At 72.6% G+C, this 20,947-nt stretch carries 18 protein-coding genes; 3 read left to right on the plus strand and 15 right to left on the minus strand.

All coding sequences use genetic code 11. The features are described 5' to 3' along the window. The first annotated feature begins 19 nt into the window (after positions 1-19). Positions 20-2,062: a hypothetical protein gene (locus J2S55_RS29945; protein WP_306867846.1), complete on the plus strand. Its 2,043-nt coding sequence runs from the start codon at positions 20-22 to the stop codon at positions 2,060-2,062. Here J2S55_RS29945 and J2S55_RS29950 read toward each other — a convergent pair. The 9 genes from J2S55_RS29950 to J2S55_RS29990 all read right to left on the minus strand — a co-directional run bounded on the left by J2S55_RS29950 (position 2,049) and on the right by J2S55_RS29990 (position 13,540). After that, positions 2,049-3,398 carry a hypothetical protein gene (locus J2S55_RS29950; RefSeq protein ID WP_306867848.1) on the minus strand — a complete coding sequence of 450 codons (1,350 nt, stop codon included), beginning with the start codon at positions 3,396-3,398 and terminating at the stop codon, positions 2,049-2,051. The genes J2S55_RS29945 and J2S55_RS29950 overlap by 14 nt on opposite strands. 24 nt (positions 3,399-3,422) lie before the next feature. Next, positions 3,423-4,451 carry a LacI family DNA-binding transcriptional regulator gene (locus J2S55_RS29955; RefSeq protein WP_306867849.1) on the minus strand — a complete coding sequence of 343 codons (1,029 nt, stop codon included), beginning with the start codon at positions 4,449-4,451 and terminating at the stop codon, positions 3,423-3,425. Then, complete coding sequence (locus J2S55_RS29960) at positions 4,452-6,191, minus strand: glycoside hydrolase family 36 protein (protein WP_306867850.1); 1,740 nt, start codon at positions 6,189-6,191, stop codon at positions 4,452-4,454. It lies immediately after the preceding gene. Positions 6,192-6,193: 2 nt separating this feature from the next. Beyond that, positions 6,194-7,003: a carbohydrate ABC transporter permease gene (locus tag J2S55_RS29965; protein WP_306867852.1), complete on the minus strand. Its 810-nt coding sequence runs from the start codon at positions 7,001-7,003 to the stop codon at positions 6,194-6,196. After that, positions 7,000-7,911, minus strand: coding sequence for a carbohydrate ABC transporter permease (locus J2S55_RS29970; RefSeq protein WP_306867854.1), 912 nt, complete (start codon positions 7,909-7,911; stop codon positions 7,000-7,002). Before J2S55_RS29970 ends, J2S55_RS29965 begins: the two co-directional genes overlap by 4 nt. Then, entirely contained in the window at positions 7,908-9,266 is a 1,359-nt protein-coding gene (locus J2S55_RS29975; protein ID WP_306867855.1) for an ABC transporter substrate-binding protein, read from the minus strand. Before J2S55_RS29975 ends, J2S55_RS29970 begins: the two co-directional genes overlap by 4 nt. 13 nt (positions 9,267-9,279) lie before the next feature. Beyond that, on the minus strand, positions 9,280-10,569 hold the full coding sequence (locus tag J2S55_RS29980) for an aminotransferase class V-fold PLP-dependent enzyme (RefSeq protein WP_306867857.1): 1,290 nt from the start codon (positions 10,567-10,569) through the stop codon (positions 9,280-9,282). Positions 10,570-10,785: 216 nt separating this feature from the next. Continuing rightward, positions 10,786-12,840 carry a S9 family peptidase gene (locus J2S55_RS29985; protein ID WP_306867859.1) on the minus strand — a complete coding sequence of 685 codons (2,055 nt, stop codon included), beginning with the start codon at positions 12,838-12,840 and terminating at the stop codon, positions 10,786-10,788. Positions 12,841-12,958: 118 nt separating this feature from the next. Beyond that, positions 12,959-13,540 (minus strand): uridine kinase family protein, encoded by a 582-nt coding sequence (locus tag J2S55_RS29990; RefSeq protein WP_306867861.1) that lies wholly within the window; start codon positions 13,538-13,540, stop codon positions 12,959-12,961. Positions 13,541-13,809: 269 nt separating this feature from the next. Between J2S55_RS29990 and J2S55_RS29995 the strand changes: the two genes are divergently transcribed. Both J2S55_RS29995 and J2S55_RS30000 read left to right on the plus strand, forming a co-directional pair. After that, entirely contained in the window at positions 13,810-14,967 is a 1,158-nt protein-coding gene (locus tag J2S55_RS29995; RefSeq protein WP_306867863.1) for a CaiB/BaiF CoA transferase family protein, read from the plus strand. Between the two features lie 40 nt (positions 14,968-15,007). Next, positions 15,008-16,504 carry a carboxyl transferase domain-containing protein gene (locus J2S55_RS30000; protein ID WP_306875624.1) on the plus strand — a complete coding sequence of 499 codons (1,497 nt, stop codon included), beginning with the start codon at positions 15,008-15,010 and terminating at the stop codon, positions 16,502-16,504. Here J2S55_RS30000 and J2S55_RS30005 read toward each other — a convergent pair. Genes J2S55_RS30005 through J2S55_RS30030 form a run of 6 tightly spaced genes read right to left on the minus strand, consistent with a single transcriptional unit; the run spans position 16,480 to position 20,885 of the window. Then, a complete protein-coding gene (locus tag J2S55_RS30005; protein WP_306867865.1) occupies positions 16,480-17,697 on the minus strand; it encodes a hypothetical protein in 1,218 nt (405 codons plus the stop codon). The two genes, J2S55_RS30000 and J2S55_RS30005, sit on opposite strands and share 25 nt — an antisense overlap. After that, entirely contained in the window at positions 17,694-18,194 is a 501-nt protein-coding gene (locus J2S55_RS30010) for a SigE family RNA polymerase sigma factor (RefSeq protein ID WP_306867867.1), read from the minus strand. The genes J2S55_RS30005 and J2S55_RS30010 overlap by 4 nt, the downstream gene beginning before the upstream one ends. A 53-nt stretch (positions 18,195-18,247) precedes the next feature. Beyond that, positions 18,248-18,679 carry a hypothetical protein gene (locus J2S55_RS30015; protein ID WP_306867869.1) on the minus strand — a complete coding sequence of 144 codons (432 nt, stop codon included), beginning with the start codon at positions 18,677-18,679 and terminating at the stop codon, positions 18,248-18,250. After that, a complete protein-coding gene (locus tag J2S55_RS30020) occupies positions 18,676-19,137 on the minus strand; it encodes a hypothetical protein (protein WP_306867871.1) in 462 nt (153 codons plus the stop codon). Before J2S55_RS30020 ends, J2S55_RS30015 begins: the two co-directional genes overlap by 4 nt. Before the next feature lie 9 nt (positions 19,138-19,146). Beyond that, positions 19,147-19,941, minus strand: coding sequence for a carbon-nitrogen hydrolase family protein (locus tag J2S55_RS30025; protein ID WP_306867873.1), 795 nt, complete (start codon positions 19,939-19,941; stop codon positions 19,147-19,149). Then, a complete protein-coding gene (locus J2S55_RS30030) occupies positions 19,938-20,885 on the minus strand; it encodes a DUF418 domain-containing protein (RefSeq protein ID WP_306867875.1) in 948 nt (315 codons plus the stop codon). The genes J2S55_RS30025 and J2S55_RS30030 overlap by 4 nt, the downstream gene beginning before the upstream one ends. Between the last annotated feature and the right edge of the window lie 62 nt (positions 20,886-20,947).

Below are 20,947 nucleotides of genomic sequence, written 5' to 3' on the forward strand. Positions count from 1 at the left end.
GGTTCGAGGAGGGAGGCGCATGCGCCTGCGCACGATGGTGGCGGCTTTCGCGCTGGCCGTGACGTCGACGACCGCACCGGCCTGGGCCGGTCCCGCCCCCGGCCCCGGTCCGGTCCCCGGTCTCGTGGCCCCGCCGCCGCCGTCCGCGGGCGGCTGCGATCCCGTCGCCGGTCCGGAGTGCCTGCTGCCGTTCCCCAACGACTGGTTCACCGAGACCGCGCGCACCCGCACCGGAGTGCGGGTGAGGCTCTCGGCCGAGGCCATGCCCCGCAACGCGGCGGGCACCCCGATCGACCCGGCCCAATGGAACGGCGCCGACGGGTTCTCCCCGGGCTCCATGCTCCTGGCCCACGTGCCCGGCCTCGACCTGGCCAAGACCGGCGCCGCGCCCGTCACCGACATCGGGTGGTCCCTGCGCAACGACGCCCCCATCGTGATCGTCGACACCAGGACCGGGGAGAGCTGGCCGTACTGGGCGGAGCTCGACGCGGGCGCCGCCGACCCCGCCCGGCAGGCGCTGATCGTCAGGCCGGCGAAGAACTTCCGCGAGGGCCACCGCTACGCCGTCGCCCTGCGCCGGCTGAAGGACGCCGCGGGCCAGGAGCTGCCGGTCCCGCAGACCTTCGCCAGGCTCCTCGGCGAGGAACTGCCCGCCGGCGACCCGCTCGCCGCGCGGCAGCACGCGCTCCACCGGACGCTCGCCGACCTCGCCAGGGCCGGGGTGGACACCGAGGGACTCCACCTGGCCTGGGACTTCACCGTGGCCAGCGAGCAGGGCATCGCCGGTCCCGTGCTGACGATGCGCGACCAGGCGCTGCGCGGGCTCAGGGGCCGCTCACCGAAGTTCACGGTCTCCTCCGTCACCGACCTCACCCCCGAGCAGGACCCCTCGATCGCCCGCGAGATCACCGGGGAGATCCTGGTCCCCAACTATCTCGACAGGCCGGGCGGCCCGCCGGGCTCGAACCTCAACCGGGGGCCCGACGGCCTGCCACGCCCGCTCGGTGACACGGTGAAGGCCCAGTACCAGTGCGAGATCCCGCGCTCGGCCTTCCGGCGGCCCGCGCATCCCGCGCTGTACGGCCACGGCCTGCTCGGCAAGGCCACCGAGGTACGCGCCCGCAACGTGCGGGCGATGGCCGGCGAGCACGGCTTCGCCTTCTGCGCCACCAAGTGGATCGGCATGTCCGACGAGGACGTCCAGCACGTGGCCGGCGTGTTCGGAGACTTATCCCGGTTCGGCACGGTCACCGACCGGCTCCAGCAGAGCCTGCTGAACTTCGTCCTCCTCGGCCGGGCGATGCTCACCCGGGACGGCTTCGCCGGTCACGCCGCCTTCCAGGACGGGCGGGGCAGATCGCTGATCGACCGGCGGGCCGATCTCGCCTACGACGGCAACAGCCAGGGCGCCATCGCGGGCGGCGCGCTGGTCGCCGTCTCGCCCGACGTGCGCAACGCCGTGCTCGGCGTGCCGGGGATGAACTACAGCACGCTGCTCAACCGCAGTGTGGACTTTCAGCCGTTCCAGCGGCTGATGGACGGCGCCTACCCCGACAGGCTGACCCAGCAGGTCTGCTTCGCGCTGATGCAGATGCTCTGGGACCGCGCCGAGACCGACGGCTACGCCCAGCACCTGGCCGACGACCCCCTGCCCGGCTCGCCCCGCCACCGCGTGCTGCTGCACGTCGCCTTCGGCGACCACCAGGTCTCCACGGTGACGGCCGAGGTGGAGGCGCGCACGGTCGGGGCGCGGGTCCGCCAGCCCGCCGTCGCCGCCGGCCGGAGCCCCGACCTGGCGCCCTACTGGGGGATCAGGTCCATGCCCCGCAGGCCGTACGCCGGCTCGGCCATGGTGGTCTGGGACAGCGGCGCCCCGGCGACCCCGGCGGCCAACCTCCCGCCGCTCGGCCCGCAGTACGGTCGCGATCCCCACGAGGACCCGCGCAACGACCCGCGGGCCCGCGTGCAGAAGGCCCACTTCCTCCGCGACGGCCTGGTGGTCGACGTCTGCGGCGACGCCCCCTGTACGGCGGGCCCGGCCGAGGCCACTAGCTCGCGGTGACCGTGCGGCCTGGAGGGACGTGCTGGACACGGGTGCGGCCGCCGGGGAGGTGAGCCGTCCAGCGGTAGGAGACGTGGGAGGACAGGTTGGTGAGGGTGCTGGCGTGCCGGTCGTGCCGGACGGCGAGGTGCCCGTCGCCGAGCGGGATGCCGCTCACCTCCAGCCGGTCGATGCCCTCCGGCAGGTGGGAACGGGTGCTGACGGCGCCGTCGGGGGCGTCGGGGCGGACCCCGAGCAGGCCCTCGACCACCTGGCCGACCAGGGTGAACGGCACCTCGGGGTAGTCGCCGTTCAGCCCGCCGGCCACGTGCGGCCGGTCGCGTACGGCGAAGATCTCCCGCATCCACTTCCAGGCGGTGCCGCCGCGGCCGTGGCGGAAGAACGTGTCGGGCAGGTAGGTGAGCGCCTCGACGTTCTCCGGCCGGCCGGGGCCGGACGCCTGGGCGTCGACGAAGTCGAGGTAGTCGTCGTTGCGCGGGCCGTCGTCGACGATGCCCTTGAGCGGCATGAACCAGCTGTTCTCCCGGCCCCAGCCGGTCATCGCCCGCCCGTCCACCGTGTAGGCCCTGACCATCTCGGCACCGGTGCCCCGGCCGCTCCAGGTCTCGTTGAAGTACCGTTTGAGCTCCGCGGCCCGCCGCTCGAAGGCGGCACCGTCCGCGCCCCCGGCCCGCGACAGCGCGGCCATCGCCAGATACGCCTGGTACTGAGCGGCGATCCCGTCCCCCGCCTCGGCCAGCGGCTCGCCGCTCAGCTCGTTGTAGCTGGCGACACCCTGGAAGATGCCGCCGCCCGTGCCGCGCGCGACGGGCCCTCCGGCACCGTGCCGGGTGACGAACTCCCCTGTGGCGTGCCGGTAGAAGTCCCGCAGCACGGGGTCGTCCACGTAGGCCGGGTCGCCGGTCCAGCGGTGGCCGAGCTCGGCCCGCTCGACCAGCTCGAACACGGCGGGAACCTCCCGGACGAAGTCGTCGGGGCCCCGGTAGTCGATGGCCAGGTAGGAGCCGTCGAAGTTGAACGCCCACACCGGGTAGTAGCCGTGCTCCGGCGTCGCCGAGGCGGCGAAGCGGCGCAGCATCGTCAGGTTGGCCTCGGCCAGGCCGAGCAGGTGGGCGCCGGCGAACTGGTGGGCGAAGTCACGGGAGTAGAAGCCGCTGCGGTGGGCGTATCCGGCCCAGTAGGACGGCAGGTAGACACCCTCGCCCGTGCCGGACGGCTGCCGTTCGTCGACGTTCAGCGGCCCGCGCGAGCCGCCGGGATGCGCCCAGCGCAGCGCCCGGTCCCGCGCCCATTCGAACATCGCCACGATCTCCGGGCACGACGAACTGATTTCCATAGGTGTTCCGATCTCGGGGGAGGACTACCCACCTGAGCTGGCCCGGACCACGAGCTCGCCGGGGAGCAGGAGGCCGGCCTGAGGGGTGACGCCGTCCTCGACGGTCTTCAGGAGGCGGGTGACGAGCGCGCCGGCGATCTGGCGCAGCGGCAGCCGTACGGTGGTCAGGGCGGGTTGCAGGAAAGCGGTAACCGGAAGGTCGTTGAAACCGGCCACGGCCAGGTCGGTGCCGATGCTGAGACCCTCGGCCCGGGCGGCGGCGTAGACGCCCAGCGCGAGCCAGTCGCCGGCGGCGACCACGGCCGTCGGCCTGGCGCGCCCGCCCAGGAGCTCGCGCGTCGCCGCGACGATCTCGCCGGGGTCGTCGCCGGGCGCCGAGATCTCCTGGCCGCGCAGACCGTGGCGGCGCACGCCCGCCTGGAAGCCGTCGCGGCGGTGGTCCATCCAGGGCAGCCTGGAGGAGGAGGCGAGGAAGGCGATCCTCCGGTGCCCGGCCGCGGCCAGCAGGCCGACCAGGTCGATCATGGCCTGGACGGTGTCGACGTCGACCCAGTTCTGCGGGTGTTCGGACGCGGTCCTGCCGAAGGCCGCGAACGGGAAGCCCCGGCCGGCCAGATAGGCCACGCGGGGATCGTCGTGCAGCACGTCGGAGAGCAGGAATCCGTCCACGGTCCTGGCCGCGATCAGCTCCTCCAGGGCCCGGGTCTGGTCCTGTCCCGGGTGCGGCCGGACCAGCAGGATGTGATAGCCGGCCTCGCCCGCGGCCGCGACGATCGCCTCCAGGAAACCCCCCATGAGCGGGTTGGGGTTGGTGGGGTCGTCCTCCGGGGTGGGGTAGGCGATGATCCGCCGGGTGCCCGAGCGCAGGCTGCGCGCGGACTGGTCGGGCCGGTAGCCGAGCTCCTCGATGAGCGCGGTGACCCGCTCCAGGGTCTCGGCCTTCAGCCGGTAGGGCGCGTTGAGCGCGTTGGAGACGGTCTGACGGGACACACCGGCCGCGCGGGCGACATCCTCGATCGTGACGCCGCGTCCGCGGGGCCGGTGCGTCTCCATCTATTCCTCCTCGGTACGGCGGTGCAGCCTCAGCAGTCCGCCCGTCGGCACGGTGACCAGGTTCGCCCCGGCGTCCAGGCGCAGCGTGGCGGCCGACAGCGGCCTTCCGCCGCAGTCGTGCACGGTGGCCTCCAGGCTCTCCGCCTCCGTGCCGAGCAGCACCACGCGAGAGTCCGGGGCGGCGTTGGCGACCAGGAACTCGCGCCAGCCGGAGGCGGGGACCTCCACCGGCAGCGGCCCGTAGCGGGCGATGACCATGGTCTGCTCATCGTAGGCCCGCACGAGGGGGTAGCCGTGCTCCGGCTGAGCCGGTTCCAGCACGCCGAGCTGGAGCGTCTCCAGGTGCCGCCGGAAGATCCCCAGCCAGAACCCGATGGTGGCGAGCTGCTCGGGGGTCTGGGCGGTGAGGTCCACGGAGATCTGCGGCACCGAGAACAACGCGTTGATCAGATGGACCGCGACCTGCTCGGCGGGCTCGGACGGGTGCCACAGGATCATGTCGGAGTGCACGGCGACGGGACCGGCGGTCAGCCGCAGGTCCACGGTCCGCTGCCGGTTCTCCTGCGGGCTGAGCGGGCAGTCGGTGGCCCTGACCATGTTCGCGTACGGCCACAGGCCCGGGTGCGTGTACGGCTGGCGGTGCTCGATCAGCACCTCGGGCCGGGTACGGCGCAGCCGGGTGTCCAACCCGTGCAGCAGGCGCCGCACACCCTCGTCCACCTCCTCGCAGTCGGCCCCCTCGCCGGGGGCGGGGTCGCCGCCCGGCGTCGCGAACCGGTCCACGAAGTCGATCTTCAGGCCGTCCATGCCCCATTTCTCGACCGCCTGGGAGAGCCGGTCGACGAGGAACTCGCGGACGTCGGGGTGACGCGGGTCGAGCACCCCGGCGTCCATGTGGTCGAGGTAGCGCAGGAACTTGCCCTCGAAGCGTTCGAAGGCGGCGTTCTCCTTGCCGACGAACGGGATGGCGTACCAGAGCATGTAGGCCTGGCCGATGTGCTGCACTCGCTTCACGTGTGCGGAAATATCAGGAAAAGCCGCCGAGTTCGGCTCCCAGTCGCCGCAGAACGCGTACCCCCGCGCCCGGTCGGCGGTCTGCCAGCCGTCGTCCACGATGATCGTCTCGCAGCCCAGCTCCTTCGAGAGCCGCGACTGGAGTTCCACCGACTCCTCGCTGACCTCCTGGTGCATGCTGTACCAGGTCGAGTACGCCGGCAGCCGGGCCGCGCGCGGCGTCCGCGGCAGCTCCCGGCCCTCGCCCCACCAGGCCGCCACCCCGGCCAGCGCCGCCGAGAACAGGCGGTCGGACAGGTCCAGCCGCAGCCGGAACGCCGGACCCTCGTGATCGATCGTGAACACGAACTCGCCGGTCTCCTCGATCAGCCCGCCGCTGAAGCGGGACAGGCCCACCGACCCGTCGAGCGCCGCGGTGCACACGTTCGCGTCGCCCGCGCCGACCAGGGAGACCACCGGCGCGCCGGCGGCCAGCCGGGACGTCTTCGGCCCGCTCCAGATCGGCGGTACCCACCGGGGACCGCTGTCCGGCGTCCAGAACGCGGTCGTCGAGACGCACGGCACGCGCCACTGCGCCCCCGTCGCGCCCGGCGCGTCGATCACCCAGACTCCGTCGGCGGCGTGCGTGACCGCGATGTCGCGAGCTCCGGAGATCTCCACGTTCAGCCCCCCGACGGGGACCTCGGTGGAGCCGCCGGCCAGGGCGTGCGGCAGCCACAACTGCATGTCTATCCCTTCGTGGCTCCGGCCAGCAGGCCGGAGATGAACTGTCGCTGAAAGAACAGGAAGAGCACCATCACCGGCAGCGTGGAGAGGGCGCTCGCCAGCAGGACCTGGCCGAAATCGGTTTCGGACAAGCCGTTCAGGGTGGCCATCGCCACCGGCAGGGTGTGCATCTCCGGGCTGCGCAGCGCGATCAGCGGCCAGACGAATTCGTTCCATGACCACAGGAAGAGGAAGATCGTCAGAGCTGCGATCACCGGCCGCATCACCGGGACCACAACGCGCCAGATGATCCGCAGCTCGCCCGCGCCGTCCACCCGGGCCGCGTCGAGCAGTTCGTCCGGCAGCCCGCTCATCGCCTGCCGCATCAGGAAGATGCCGAACGGCACGGTCAGGCCCGGCAGGACGAGCGCTGCGTAGCTGTCGAGGAGCCCGAAATCGAGCATCATCTCGAAGAGCGGGATCAGCCGCACCTGGCTGGGGATGACAAGCGAGCTCAGCAGCAGCACGAACAGGATGTTCTTGCCGCGGAAGTGGAACTTGGCGAAGGCGTAGCCGGCGAGGACCGAGACGACCAGACCGCCGATGGTCTGCGTGGACGCGACAACGGCCGAGTTGAGCGCCACTTTGGTCAGCCCGATGGACTCCTCCAGGCCCGCCAGGTTGTCCCAGAGATGGTCGCCGGGCCAGAACTTCGGCGGCCAGGTGAAGATGTCCTTGTCATCGTGGGTGGCGGCCATCGCCAGCCAGTAGAAGGGGCCGACGCAGAGCCCGAAGGCCGCGGCCAGCGCGAAGGTGAGCGCCCAGCGTTTCATCGGCGCTCTCCCGCCAGCTTGGCCTGGATCAGGCCCAGTACGATGACCAGCAGCGCCAGCACGTAGGCGATGGCCGAGGCGTAGCCGAAGTCGAAATACTTGAAGGCGTTCTCGTAGAGGTACATGGTGACCGTGATGGTGGCGTTGTCCGGGCCGCCGTTGGTGAGGACATAGGGCTCGTCGAAGAGCTGGAGCGTGTCGATCGTGCAGAGCACCATGGTGAGCAGGAGGATCGGCCGCAGTTGCGGCACGGTGATCCTGCGGAACCTGGTGACCGGTCCCGCGCCGTCCACCATGGCCGCCTCGTAGAGCTCTTTGGGAATGCCCTGTAGGCCCGCCAGGTAGATGACGGCGTAGTAGCCGACGTAGTGCCAGTTCAGCGCGATCACGATGCCGATCCGGGCCCAGACCGGGCTGCCCAGCCAGTCGATCCTGTCGATGCCGAAGAAGGAGAGCAGCCAGTTGAGCAGGCCGCCGTCCCTGTTCAGGATCACTGAGAACATCACGCCGTAGGCGACCAGGCCGGTGAGTGAGGGAACGAAGACCCCGAGCCGCCACACCGCCCGCGCCTTGACCAGGCGCGAGTTCAGCCCCAGGGAGAGCAGCAGGGCCAGGCTCAGCATCAGCGGGAGCTGCACGACCAGGATCAGCGCCGTGTTGCGGAGCGCGGTCCAGAACACCGGATCGTGCATCAGCCGCGCGTAGTTGTCCAGGCCGACGAAAGTCCGCGCCGAACCCGTGGTCAGGCTGATCCAGGCCGACTTGGCGATCGGATAGGCCTTGAAGATCAGGAAGCCGAGCAGCGCGGGCATGAGGAGCAGGTAAGGGAGCGTACGACGGTCGATCAGCGTCCGGCGCGGCTTCCCCTGGGGCCGCGCCGGAGCCGACCTGTCAAGCAGGAGCGTCATGCTTTCTGCCGTCCGGTCTGCTGGGCGAGCAGGGCGGCGGCCTCCTTGAGCGCCGTGGCCGGGTCGGCGCCCTTGATCAGCACCTTCGTCTGCGCGTCGGAGGCGACCTTCAGGGCCTTGGCGTAGTCACCGGTGAAGTTGGTGGCGCCCGCGCCCTGACCGAGGACGTCGACGAAGGTCTTGAGCACCGGCTGGTCGCCGTAGTACGGCCATTTCTCGGTGTAGACGGGGGCGCTGTGCGCGGCGGTGAGCGCAGGGAACACTCCGCCCGCCTTGAACATCTTGTTCATGGAGTCGGGCTTGGTCAGCGCGTACTCCACGAACTTCCACGCGGCGTCTTTGTTCTTGCTGGACTCGGCCACCGACAGGTAGGTGGAGTTGACGATCACGGACTGGCTGCCGCCTGCCGTGATCGCGGGGGGCGCGATGAGCCGCCACTTGCCCTTCTGGTCGGGGAACTTGGTGGCCAGGTAGTTCGCCGCCCAGGCGGGGAAGGGCGCGATGGCGAACTTGCCCTCACTCATGATCCGCTTCCAGGTGCCCTCGCCCGCGGTGTCCTCGACCAGTCCGGCGTCGTTCATCTGCTTGATGATCGTCATGGCCTGTACGGCCTGCGGGGAGTCGAGGGTGACCTTGCCCTCGAGGTCGAAGTAGAACGCGCCCTGGAGCTGCATGAGGTTCTGGAACAGGTCCAGGTCGGGGGTGGTGCCGGGCTTGTTCAGGCCGGTCAGGGCGATTCCGGTGGCGGCCTTGACCTTCTTGCCCGCCTCGATCATGTCAGCCCAGGTCTTGAGTGACTCGGGGTCGACTCCAGCCTTTTCGAAGTAGTCGGCTCGGTAGAACATGCCGAGCGGGTTGACCTCCCAGGGCATCGCGTAGACGCCGCCGTCCTTGCCCGTGACCGTCGGCCACAGGCCCTTGGAGAAGGCGTCCTTGTGCTTGGCGGCACCGAGCTTGTTGAGGTCGGCGAGGCCGCCCGGAAATTTCTCCATGTATCCGGGCAGGTAGTCGACGCCGATGTGCAGCACGTCCGCCAAGCCCTTGCCGCCCGCCGCCAGACCCACCGTGATCTTGTCCCAGATCGCCGGGTTGCCGACGTCCTGGACGTCAACCTTGATACCCGGGTTGTCCCGCTCGAAGTCGGGAACCACGCCGCGCAGCGCCTCGGCCGCGGTGGTCCAGCTCCAGATGGTGATCTTCGTCGGCCCTCCGGAGGACGACTTCTCCTCGGCACCGCACGCCGCGGCGCCGAGGACGACGGCTCCGGCCACGGCCAGCCGCATCAGGTGGCGGCGGCTCATGGAGATGTCGGAAAGCTTGGAAGCCGGCGTGGGACTCCCCGGTGACATGGTCATTCTGCTGTTCCTTTCAGGGGGTGAGTGCCGTACTGGACGGCGGCGGGGGCTCAGAGGCGCCTGCGGCGCGCAGAGCGGAGGCCAGGCGCTGGGTGGTCTCGTGGGGCGTGGTGGCGTGCGGGGAGAACCGGATCCAGCCGCCGCGCAGGGTGGTGACGAGCCCGGCCCCGGCCAGCGCCGCGTGCGCGGCCGCGGGCTCGACGCCGGGGAGGCGGAAGCAGCCGATGCCGCCGCGCTCGGCGGCGTCCAGGTCGTCCAGCAGGACCTGCGCCCCGGCGCCGCGGGCCGTGTCGAGCAGGGCGCCCAGGGTCTCGGTGACCCGGCGGCCGATCTCCGCGACCCCCACGCCCAGGACCAGGTCGATCGCGGCGCCGAGCGCGGCCACGGCGGGGTAGTCCGGGTTGGTCAGCGTATGGGCGATCGCCCCGCGCAGCGGCGGGCGGGGATGCGCGACCGTCCCGCCCGGGTGGGCTGCCCCGTCCCCGCCGGCCGGGCCGTGCCCGGGACCGTCGGTGGCGGCGAGAGCACGGGCCGGGCTGTCCGGGACGGGGACGTTCTCGCCGGTGCCGAACGGGTCCTGGACCCCGGACCAGCCGCCGAGGCCGGGGACGAGCCGGCCGTCCACCCGGTCGCGGACCAGGAGCAGGGCCGCTCCCCAGCCGGCGCGCAGCCACTTCTGGCCGCCGCAGACCAGCAGGTCGGCCGCGTCGACCTCGATCGGGACGGCGCCCAGACCCTGGATCGCGTCCACGACCAGCACCCGGTCCGGGCCGAGGAGCTCCTTCAGCGCGCCCAGCGGGGCGCGGTAGCCGGTGAGGGCGTCCACGGCGCTGATCGAGAGCGCCCGCACGTCGCCGTCCAGGTGCGCGGCGACGACGTCCGGGGTGATCCGGGGCGAGTCGATCCAGCGCACCCGGAGCCCGCCGCGCCCCTCGAACCGCAGCCAGGGGTAGACGTTCGAGGGGAACTCCCCCCGGGGGACGAGCACGACGCCCGCGTCCTCGACGGAGCCGCGGCCCGGGGCCTGGAGGGCCGCGGCGGCCGCGAACAGGCCGTGGCTGGTGGAGGAGACGAAGGCCACCTCGTGTTCGGCGGCGCGCAGCAGCCGTGCCGCGCCGGCCCGCGTCCGGGCCGCCTGCAGTTCCAATTCGGCCAGCGCGATGGACGAGTCGCCCCGGAGGAGCCGGGCCGCCTCGATGAGCGTCGTGGCGACGTCGTGCGAGGTGGGCCCGATCCTGGCGAAGTCGAGGTAGCCCGGAGGCTCGCTGAACCTGGCCAGGTAACTCTCTATTTGAACGTTCATATTCAGCGCTGACGGCACTGCGGAAGCCTCCGGCGGCTTGAAGGGGTGGATGTGTTGAACGTTCATATCACCCAAAAGGGGACGTCGGGGAGCAAGATTTGATAACGGAGTGAGAGCCCTTGGGTGGGTTCCGTGCCGGGGCGGCGCCGCCGTCCGCGCCGTGGCCGTGATCACGGCCACGGCGCGGACGGCGGTCCGTTCCCCCGGCACGGCTGCTCAGCGGGGGAGGTTGCGGCGGAGGAAGTCGAGTTCGATCGCCATCAGGTTCTCCGCGACACCGTCGGGGGTCATGTGGCTGACGCCGGGGAGCAGGAGCGTGGAGTGCGGCCTCCCGGCCCTGGTCAGGGCCTCCGACAGGCGCAGGGTGTGCAGCGGGTAGACGTTGTCGTCGGCCAGGCCGTGGATGAGCAGCAGCGGTCGCTCGAGTCCGGGGGCGTCGGCGATCAGCGAGTCGCCGTCGTATCCGGAGGGGTTCTCGTCGGGCAGGCCGAGGTAGCGCTCGGTGTAGGCGGTGTCGTACCAGCGGAAGTCGGTGGGCGGGGCGCCCGCGCAGGCGGCGTGGAAGACGTCGGGACGACGGAGCACGGCGAGCGCCGCGAAGTAGCCGCCGTAGGACCAGCCGCGCACGCCGACCCTGGACAGGTCGAGGTCCGGATGCTTGCCCGCGAGCTCACGCAGCCCCGCGACCTGGTCGTCCAGCGCCACCTGCGAGAAGCGCCGGAAGATCGCCCGGCCGAAGGAGGCCGACACGTTCGGCGTGCCCCGGTTGTCGATCGTCACGACCGCGAACCCCTGGTCGGCCCACCACTGCTTGCGGATCCACCGGCCGGGTTCGGCGGCGATCGCCTGGTAGCCGGGGCCGCCGTACACGTCGAGGAGGACCGGCAGCCGCTCCCCGGGTATGTGCCCGCTCGGATAGAGCACCGCGGAAGGCAGGCGATGCTCGGTCACCCGGTCCAGGACCGGCCGCGGCCGGTACGGCGACGCCGCCGACAGGTCGCGGATCTCCACGGCGGAGCCGGGGACGAGACCCCCGGGGTACACGACCCGGCGGATGCGGGGGGCCTCCAGCGAGCCGCTGGTGATGACCACGGTCGAGCCACCGGTCAGGGCGCTGTGCACGCCGGGCCCGTGGGTGATCCTGGCCGGCGTGCCGTCCGCCTTGAGGCGGTAGACGTGCTGCTCGGCGGGGTCCGCCTCGCTGCCCTCGAACAGCAGGTCGTCGCCGAGGGAACCCGCGACGCGCCGGACGTACAGCGACGAGGGGGTGACCACGGTGCCGTCGACGGCCAGGGCCTGGGTGTCGTGCGCCTCGACCGTGGTCAGCACCCGGCCGTCGGCCAGGAGGGAGGGGGTGCCGGGCACGGCCTCGATCCACAGCGGGTCGGCGAACTCCGCCAGGGAGGAGGTCGTGGCGGTGGCGAGGTTGACCGCGAGGAGCAGCCCGTTCTGCTGGAGCCGGTCCAGCACGGTGATCGTCGGGCGGTCCTGCTCGCTCCAGTCCACCGCCGACAGGTACGGGTACCCGGTGTCGTTCCACAGGACCTGCCGGCGCGTGCCGTCCAGGCCGAGCAGGTGCAGTTCGACGGCCGCGTTCGGCCCGCCCGCCTGCGGGTAGGCGGGCTCCGGCGTCACCTGCTCGGGCCGCGCGGGGTCGGCCAGGCGGCGGCGCGGCACCCGGGTCTCGTCCACCCGGGTGGCCAGGAGCGCCGAGCCGTCGGGCGCCCACCAGTGGCCCCGGTGCCTGCCGAGTTCCTCGGCGGCGGCGAACTCCGCGACGCCCCAGGTGACGTGGGACTCGCCGGCGATCAGGCGGCTGCCGCTGTTCTCGTGGACGTAGAGCCGCCCGCCCGTCACGTAGGCGATCCTGTCTCCGGACGGCCGGGGGTCGAAGGCGGGCCCGGCCGCCGGGATCTCCTCGACGGCGGCCGTGGCGACGTCCACCCGGAACAGCCGGCCGCCCAGCGCGTACACGGCGACGGCGCCGTCGGTGGCGTAGGAGCCGATGCCCGGCGCCCACAGGCGCAGCCGCTCGCGCAGGGCCCGCTCCTCGGGCGGCAGGACGTGCGGGCCCTCGTCCGGCCCGGCCAGCGGTCGCTCCGCGCCGGTGGCGACGTCGAGCGCCCACAGCCGCTCGACGGGGTCCTCGGGGCCGTCAGAGCGCAGGAACAGCACCCGCGAGCCGTCGGGGGAGACGGTCAGGGCCCGGGGAGAGCCGTAGGTGAACCGCCCGGTGGCGGTGAAACGCGCGAGGAGTGCGTCAGAAGGCATGTAATGTGAAATATCACACTACATTCTGGATGGCGAGAGGTCCGCGCTGTCCTCGTGGCGACGGACCCGCCCCGGTCCCGCGCGGCGGGGGAGCGCGGCCGGAGCATGACGGGTTAGCTCAGGACGGCTGGATCCGGACGAACTCGCCGGGGATCGCGGCCCCGTCGAGGAGGAGGTCGGCGCGGGAGCGGGTGCCGTCGGCGGCGAACCACTCCTCCTCGGCGCGCATCCACTCGCGCCACTGCGGCGCGTAGGAGGCGCCGTCCCTGGCCAGGGCGCGGGCCAGCCGCAGCTCGGCAGGCGCCTCCACCCAGACGGTGAAGGCGGCCGGGGCCGTGCGCCGGGCGGTACTCACCCCTTCGAGGAGCAGCACCGGCGCGACGGGCACGTCCACCCAGTCGGTGAACGTGCCGGCGGCCCACTCGTAGCGCCGGTAGCCGCCCGGCCGCCCGGCCGCCAGCGGGCCGAGCACCTGCTCCTCGACCTGCCTGAACCAGGTCACGGGCGGCTCGTCCCACGGCACGGGGAAGTCGTCACTGTGGATCACCTGGGCGCCCAGCGCCCGCGCCAGCCGCCCGGCGAAGGTCGTCTTGCCCGACCCGCCCGGTCCGTCCACCGCCACGACGCGGACCGGCCCGCACGACGGCGGCAGTCCCCGGACCGCTCCGGCGAGGTCCTCGAAGGAGACGATTGAAGCCACCCGCCCATGGTGGCAGCTTTGCTGGAAGCGGGGGAAAGCGGTCGGACGGGGTAGGTCCCGGGTAGGCCCCCGTTCCGCCGGACGGACACCGGCGGGCCCGCTCCGCCGCCGGCGGGATGGGCTGGAGGTGGAGGGCCCCGCCTGGGAGGATCTTCGTGTGCCGGACCTGACGCGGGAGCGGCACGGATCGCCCGGCAGGCCGGCGTCAGGAGGAATGCCCTTCCCGCTCCGATTCGACTAGGCTCGGCGACCACCACAGGAGGTTGATCTTGCACGGAGCACTCGGCGACATCGTCGTTCTCGACCTCTCCCGCGCACTGGCGGGACCGCACGCCGCGCAGATGCTCGGCGACCTGGGCGCCCGAGTGATCAAGGTGGAGCATCCCGGCGGGGGCGACGAGTCCCGGGGCTGGGGGCCGCCGTTCGCCGGTCCCGACGGTGACATCTCCACCTACTTCCTCGCGGCCAACCGCAACAAGCAGTCGATCACCGTGGACCTCAAGTCCGCCGAGGGCAAGGCTCTGATCGAGCGTCTGGTACGGCAGAGCGACGTGCTGATCGAGAACTTCCGCACCGGCGTCCTCGACCGGCTGGGCTTCCCCGTCGAGCGGCTGCACGCGCTCAACCCGCGCCTGGTCGTCCTGTCGATCACCGGGTTCGGCCACGACGGCCCCGAGGGCGGCCGGCCGGGCTACGACCAGATCGCCCAGGGCGAGGCCGGCCTGATGAGCCTCACCGGGCCGTCCGCCGACGAGCCCTACCGCGTGGGCGCCTCGATCGCCGACCTGCTCGCCGGCATCCACGGCGCCTACGGCGTGGTCGCCGCCCTCTACGAGCGCGAGCGGACCGGCCGGGGCAAGGTCGTGCGGACCTCGCTGCTGGCCGCCGTGACCGGCGTGCACTCCTACCACGGCACGGCCTGGACCGTCGGCGGCCAGGTGCCCAGGGCCAACGGCAACCACCACGCCTCCATCGCCCCCTACGGCGCCTTCCACTGCGCCGACGGCATGATCCAGATCGCGGTGGCCAACGACACGCAGTGGCGGAAGGTGGCCGCCCTGTTGGACATCGATCCCGATATCCCGAAATATGCGATAAACAGGGAGAGATTTGCGCACCGGGACGAGCTGATCGCCGACATGGAGCAGGTGCTCGCCAAGCACGACCGCGCCCACTGGCTGGCCGCGCTCGGCGAGATCGGCGTGCCCGCCGGCGCGATCAGGTCCATCGACGAGGTCTACGCCTGGGAGCAGACCCGCTCCCAGGGGCTGCTCGTCGAGGTCGACCACCCCGTGCTCGGCGCCATCGAGCTGCCCGGCCCGCCGCTCCGCTTCGACGGCGAGCCCGCCGTCCGCCACGGCGCCCCGCCCGCGCTGGGCCAGCACAACGACGAGATCCTCGCCTGGCTGGAGGAACGTGAAGGATGAGAGCCCGCCCCACGCGGATCCCGCCGTGCGGGGGCAGGGGATGAGCCGCACCCGGCCCGACGCCCGCACCCTCATCGACACCGTTCTCGACCCGGGGACGTGGCGGTCGTGGGACGAGACGCCCGCCGATCCGGCCGAGCCCGGATCGGACTACGCCGAGGAGCTGGCCAAGGCCCGGGCCAGGACCGGGTACGACGAGTCGGTGATCTCGGGGGAGGGCCTGCTCGACGGCCGCCGGGTCGCGGTCATCGCCTGCGAGTTCTCCTTCCTGGCCGGGTCGATCGGGGTGGCCGCCGCCGAGCGGCTCACCGCCGCGATCGAGCGGGCCACGGCCGAGCGGCTCCCGCTGCTGGCCGCCCCGGCCTCCGGGGGCACCCGGATGCAGGAGGGCGCGCTGGCCTTCGTCCAGATGGTGAAGATCACCGCCGCGGTGGTCGCGCACCGCACCGCCGGCCTGCCGTACGTCGTCTATCTCCGCCACCCCACCACCGGCGGGGTCTTCGCCTCCTGGGGCTCGCTGGGACACGTCACCGCCGCCGAGCCGGGCGCGCTGATCGGGTTCCTGGGGCCGCGGGTGTTCGAGTCGCTGCACGGCTACCCGTTCCCGGAGGGCGTGCAGGTCTCCGAGAACCTCTTCGCCCACGGCCTGGTCGACGCGGTCGTCTCCGCCGAGGACGCCCGGCGCGTGGCGATCCGCGCGCTCGCCGTGCTGTGCGCCCCGCGCGAGGGGCTGGAGCGCGGGCCCGAGCCGGACGGGCACGTCCAGCCGACCGAGGCGTGGGACGCGATCAGCCGCTCGCGCCGGGACGACCGTCCCGGCGTGCGGGCGCTGCTCAAGCTCGGGGCCTCCGACGTCACCCCGCTCAACGGCACCGGCGAGGGCGAGAACGACCCCGGCCTGCTCCTCGCCCTGGCCCGCTTCGGCGGGGCCCCCGCCGTGGTGCTCGGCCAGGACCGCAGCCGCCAGCGGGTGGTGGCCCCCCTCGGCCCGGCCGGGCTCCGGGTCGCGCGGCGGGGCATGCACCTGGCCGCAGAGCTGGGCCTGCCGCTGGTCACCGTGATCGACACCTCCGGAGCCGCGCTGTCCAAGGCGGCCGAGGAGGGCGGCCTGGCCGCCGAGATCGCCCGGTCGGTGGCCGACCTGATGGTGCTCGACGCCCCGACCGTCTGCCTGCTGCTCGGCGAGGGGGCCGGCGGCGGCGCTCTCGCGCTGCTGCCGGCCGACCGGGTGCTCTGCGCCCAGCACGCCTGGCTGTCCCCGCTGCCCCCGGAGGGGGCCTCCGCGCTGCTGTACCGGAGCGTGGACTTCGCGCCGGAGATCGCCGCCGCGCAGGGCGTGAAATCCACCGACCTGCGCCGCGACGGCATCGTGGACCGGATCATCCCGGAGCTCCCCGACGCCGCCTACGAGCCCGAGGCGTTCTGCCGCCGGGTGGCCGGCGCCCTCGAATACGAGATCACCGGCCTGCTGAGGCGGGCCCCCGCGGACCGCCTCACCGCCCGCCTGGCCCGCTACCGGCGGCTCGGGGTGGGCTGAGACGCCGGCGGCCTACGGGAGTGGCGGGCTCCCCGCGCGGGCACCTCGTGCCGCCAGAGCTCGTCGCCGCGGGCGTCGAAGCCGACGTACACGGCGCCGTCCCGATTCGGGTCGGCCCCGGTGGGCAGTTCACCGCCGAACAGGCGGACGCCCTGTCCGGGGAAGGCGTCGACCGTGTCGGCCGACACCCGGCCGCCGCCGCGGAGCCGCAGCTCGACCCGGGCCGTTCCCGTACCGGTGTAGCCGTACCAGCGACCGGCCACGGCCTGCCCGGGACCGGCCCAGGCGGTGACCGGCTGCCTCCTCTGCTCCTGGCCGGCGCCCAAGGTCGTGCGGGAGTCGCCGCCGCTGAGTCCCGCCTGCCCGCCGTCGTGCCAGAACACCAGGCAGTTGCCGGCGTGGAGATGGGCGCTGACCCCGCCGGGCAGGGGGACACCCGTACCGGCGGGCTCGCGGTCCTTGTGGCAGGCCGGTGTGAGGACGTCGTCCAGCCGCTGGAGCGGCTTGCCGCGCCCGTCGGCGAAGGCGTAGCTGACGGCGGGGGGAGTGCCGAGGGAGTCGCCGGGGAACCGGACGGTCCAGACGGGCAGCGGCATGCCCCGGCCGCGGATCACGGTGCCGGGGAAGCTCCGGCCGCCGACGGTCGCCCTGACCGCGTGGACGGACTCCTTGGCCGCGCCGAAGACGACGACCTCGGCCGGGAAGGGGATGCCGCCGGTCCTGCCGCCGACCCTCCCGGCCTCCTCGCCGTCCCACTGCTCGACGGGCGTGCAGCCGGCCATGGTGCCGCCCGTGTCCGTGATCTGTTGCGCCCCGCAGAACCGCAGCGGACCGGCCTGCGCCCCGCGGCTGTACCAGACCCGGATCGGGACGTCCGGGAAGTCCGGGTGCGGGATCGTGAGCACCTCTCCGATGGGCGGATGGTCCCGCAACGCCTTCTCGAACGACTGCTCGGGACCGCGGACGGAGACCATGCTGGTGTTCTCGCCCTCCCCCGCCGGCGGAGCGACGGCGGACCAGGCCAGCGCGGCCACCGCGGTCACGGCGGCCGCCACCGGGACCAGGACGGCCCAGCGGCGCCGCCGTGCCCGGGAACCGCGGGCCTGGACCCTCGCGTAGGCGTCGGGGGCGGTGGTGTAGGTGCCGGCGCGGGCGTCGAGCGCGGCGCGCAGGCGCTCTTCGAGATCGTTCATGAGTCCTCCCGGAGAGTCCTGCCCAGGGCGGACAGGCCCCGGCTCGTGTGAGTCTTGACGGAGCCGGGGGAGACGCCCATCGCGTCGGCGATCTCCCGCTCCGACAGGTCCAGCCAGTAGCGCAGGACCAGGGCCTCGCGCTGGCGGCGGGGGAGGCGGTCGAGGGCGGCCAGGAGCTCCCGGTGCTCCTCGGCGACGATGACCACGTGCTCGCTGCTGGGCGCGGCCGGCGGCGGGGCGAGCGGGCGCAGCCGTACCAGCCGCAGGTGGCGCAGCCGGTTGCGGGTCATGTTGCACACGGTGGAGCGCACGTAGGCGACGGCCGCGCCGTCGTCGCGCAGCCGTGACCACCGCGCGTGGAGGCGGGCGAACGCCTCCTGGGCTATGTCCTCCGGGTCGTCGGCGCCGAGCAGTCCGGCCAGCCGCACCATCGACAGATGGTGCGCCGCGAACAGCTCGGCGAACGAGGGAGGCGCTGCTGTGGAGAGGACGGTCACACTGTCGAGACACCCGGGCGGCCCGCTGGTTGACAGGGCACGCCGCGGCGCTCCTACGGCTCCGGCGCCGACGGGCTGAGGGAGACCGGCAGGCGCTCGATCCGGAGGGAGAAGACCTCCTCGCGCGGGACGACGACCTCGTAGGCGCCGTGGTCGACCATCCAGTAGCCCAGCGCCTCGGCCTTCATCCCGCTGTGCCCGGTGTAGGCGATGTGCAGGCTCTCCTCGCCGTTCTCCTCCGAGACGTCGAGGACCAGGCACGGCTCGCCGCCGAACGCGCCGACCGTGCGGACCAGCACCAGCCAGTCGAGGTCGGCGCGGGAGACCACCGTCCGCCAGTAGCCGGCGGCGGCCTCGAAGCCCTCCTGGGCCTCCTCGTTGAACAGCACGACCTCGTCGGCGCCCGGGCCGATGGCGGCCGCGTAGGTCCGATCGGCGTAGTGGGCGACGAAGCCCGAGGCCACCGGCTCGATCTCGGGGCTCATGCGGCCGGCCTCCAGCTGAGTCCGTCGTACAGGCCGAAGAGGCGCTCCTCGTCGGCGGTCACGTGGATGATCTCGGCCCCCGCGGGGATCGGCATCGGCGTGGTGTGGAACTGCGGCACGACGTGCTCGCGCGAGGTCGTGAAGCCGTTGCCGGCGAACGGGGGTGAATCGTTCCAGTCGCCGCCCATGTGCGGGCCGTACGGCACGACGTAGCTGTCCATGTCGCGGGCGAACCAGCGCATGAGATAGATCTCCGGGACCGTGACGGTCAGCTCCGAGCCGTCGAAGCCCAGGTCGAGACCGGTGAAGAGCTGCGCCGGGGTGGTCAGGCGGGCGCAGTCCTGCACCCGGTAGACATATCCGGATATCACGGTCCGCCTGCCGGCCAGATAGGGCACGAGCAGCCGGGGCGGGATGACCTTCTGCATCTGCGTTCTACGACCAGGTGGCTCACTCACGGTGGCAGTTTACGATCTGCCGACAGGGAGCCGCCGGTGTTCCAGGCACGGTAGGGCATTCCGGGTGGCAATCGTGATCTGAGGGTCCAGCTCGCACGTCTGCACGGCGGGCGCCGGGCCCAGGTCGGAGCGGACCACGCCCATCGGGTCGACCAGCATGCTCCGGCCGATCCCGAAGCCGTCGCGGACCTGCGGGTTCGGTGCCTGGCCCACGGCGGCCACCCAGGTGGTGTTCTCGATCGCGCGGGCCCGGACCAGGGTCGTCCAGTGCTCCTCCTTCATCGGCCCCGACCCCCAGGCGGCGATCACCGCGAACAGCTCGGCGCCCTGGTCCACCAGTGTCCGGGTCAGCTCGGGGAAGCGGATGTCGTAGCAGGTGACCAGGCCGACCCGGAGTCCGGCCAGCTCCACCACGACCGGGGTGTCGCCCGGCGCGACCAGCTCCGACTCGCGGGCGCCGAAGGAGTCGAACAGGTGGATCTTCCGGTAGGCCGCCTCGATCCCGCCCCCGGGGCCGATGGCCACCGCGGTGTTGTGGACCCGGCCCTCTCCCGGCTCGAAGACCCCGGCGACCACGGCCAGGCCGTGCGCCCGGGCGGCCTCGGCCAGCCCGGTGACGAAGGGCCCGTCCAGCGGCTCGGCCAGGTCGGTGATCCGCCTGCCGTAGCGGGTGAGCGTGGCCTCGGGGAGGATCGCCAGGTCGGCGCCGCCGGCGGCGGCCCGCTCCAGCGCCTCCCGGGCGCCGCGCAGGTTGGCGGCGGGCTCCTCGGAGACCGCGATCTGGCACAGGGCGATGCGTGTCACGCGTCCGACCTTATCCGGCGGTTCGGCATGGGCTCCATCCACGTGAGGCAGCGCCACGCCCACTCCAGCGGGCCGTATCTGAACCTGGCCAGCCAGGCCCGGCTGAACACGACCTGGAGCGCCAGCACCGCGGCGGCGAGCAGCACCCCGGTGATCCGGGTCGGGTCGGCGGTCAGCAGCGGCAGCGCCGCCAGGATGACCAAGGTGCTGACCAGGTAGTTCGTCAGCGCCATCCGGCCCAGCGGGCTCAGCGCGGCCAGCAGCGCCTCGCGCGCCCGGGTCCGCAGGAGCAGCAGCAGCCCGGTGCAGTACGCCACCGCGGCGGCCAGCCCGGCGGCCGGATAGGTGCCCCGGTAGAAGAGCGTGTGATCGACGGCGGTGCGGGCCCACAGGTAGCCCAGCGTCACCGCCAGCACGCAGGCGCCCGCGAAGACGGGCGCCAGCAGCCACTCGGGCGGCGGATACTCCATCATGGCCATGCCCAGCAGGAACAGCCCCGGGATGAGCTTGGTCCCACCCCCCTCGTGCACCGCCCAGGCCGTGACGGCCACCCCCAGCGCGAGCGCGGCCGGCCGGGGGAGGCAGGAGACGGGCAGCAGGACCAGCGCCCCGAAGATCGCGTACGGCAGCAGCACCTCGCCCGGGTTCACGAGCTGGTGGACCAGGCCGAAGCAGGCCAGCACCGCCAGCCTGCGCAGCAGCACCACCCGGGGGTGGTCCGTCCGTCCGGCCGCGGACCTCAGGAACAGCACGAAACTCAGCCCGAACAGGAACGAGAAGATCGGATAGAACCTGCTCTGCAGGAGGTTGTCGATCATCCAGTCGACCGCGGTGTCCTCGGGGGCCGTGAGGTTCTCGCGGGTGTGCTGCCAGGTGTTGACCAGCATGATCCCGCACACCGCGAAGCCGCGGAGAGCGTCCAGCTCATGAAGCCTTCGGGTCACAGGAAATAGACGTACCACCACACAATCCACCCTGCATATACGGCCCCTGACAAAAGTGAGCT

The sequence above is a fragment of the Streptosporangium brasiliense genome, assembly GCF_030811595.1.
GTDB lineage: Bacteria > Actinomycetota > Actinomycetes > Streptosporangiales > Streptosporangiaceae > Streptosporangium > Streptosporangium brasiliense.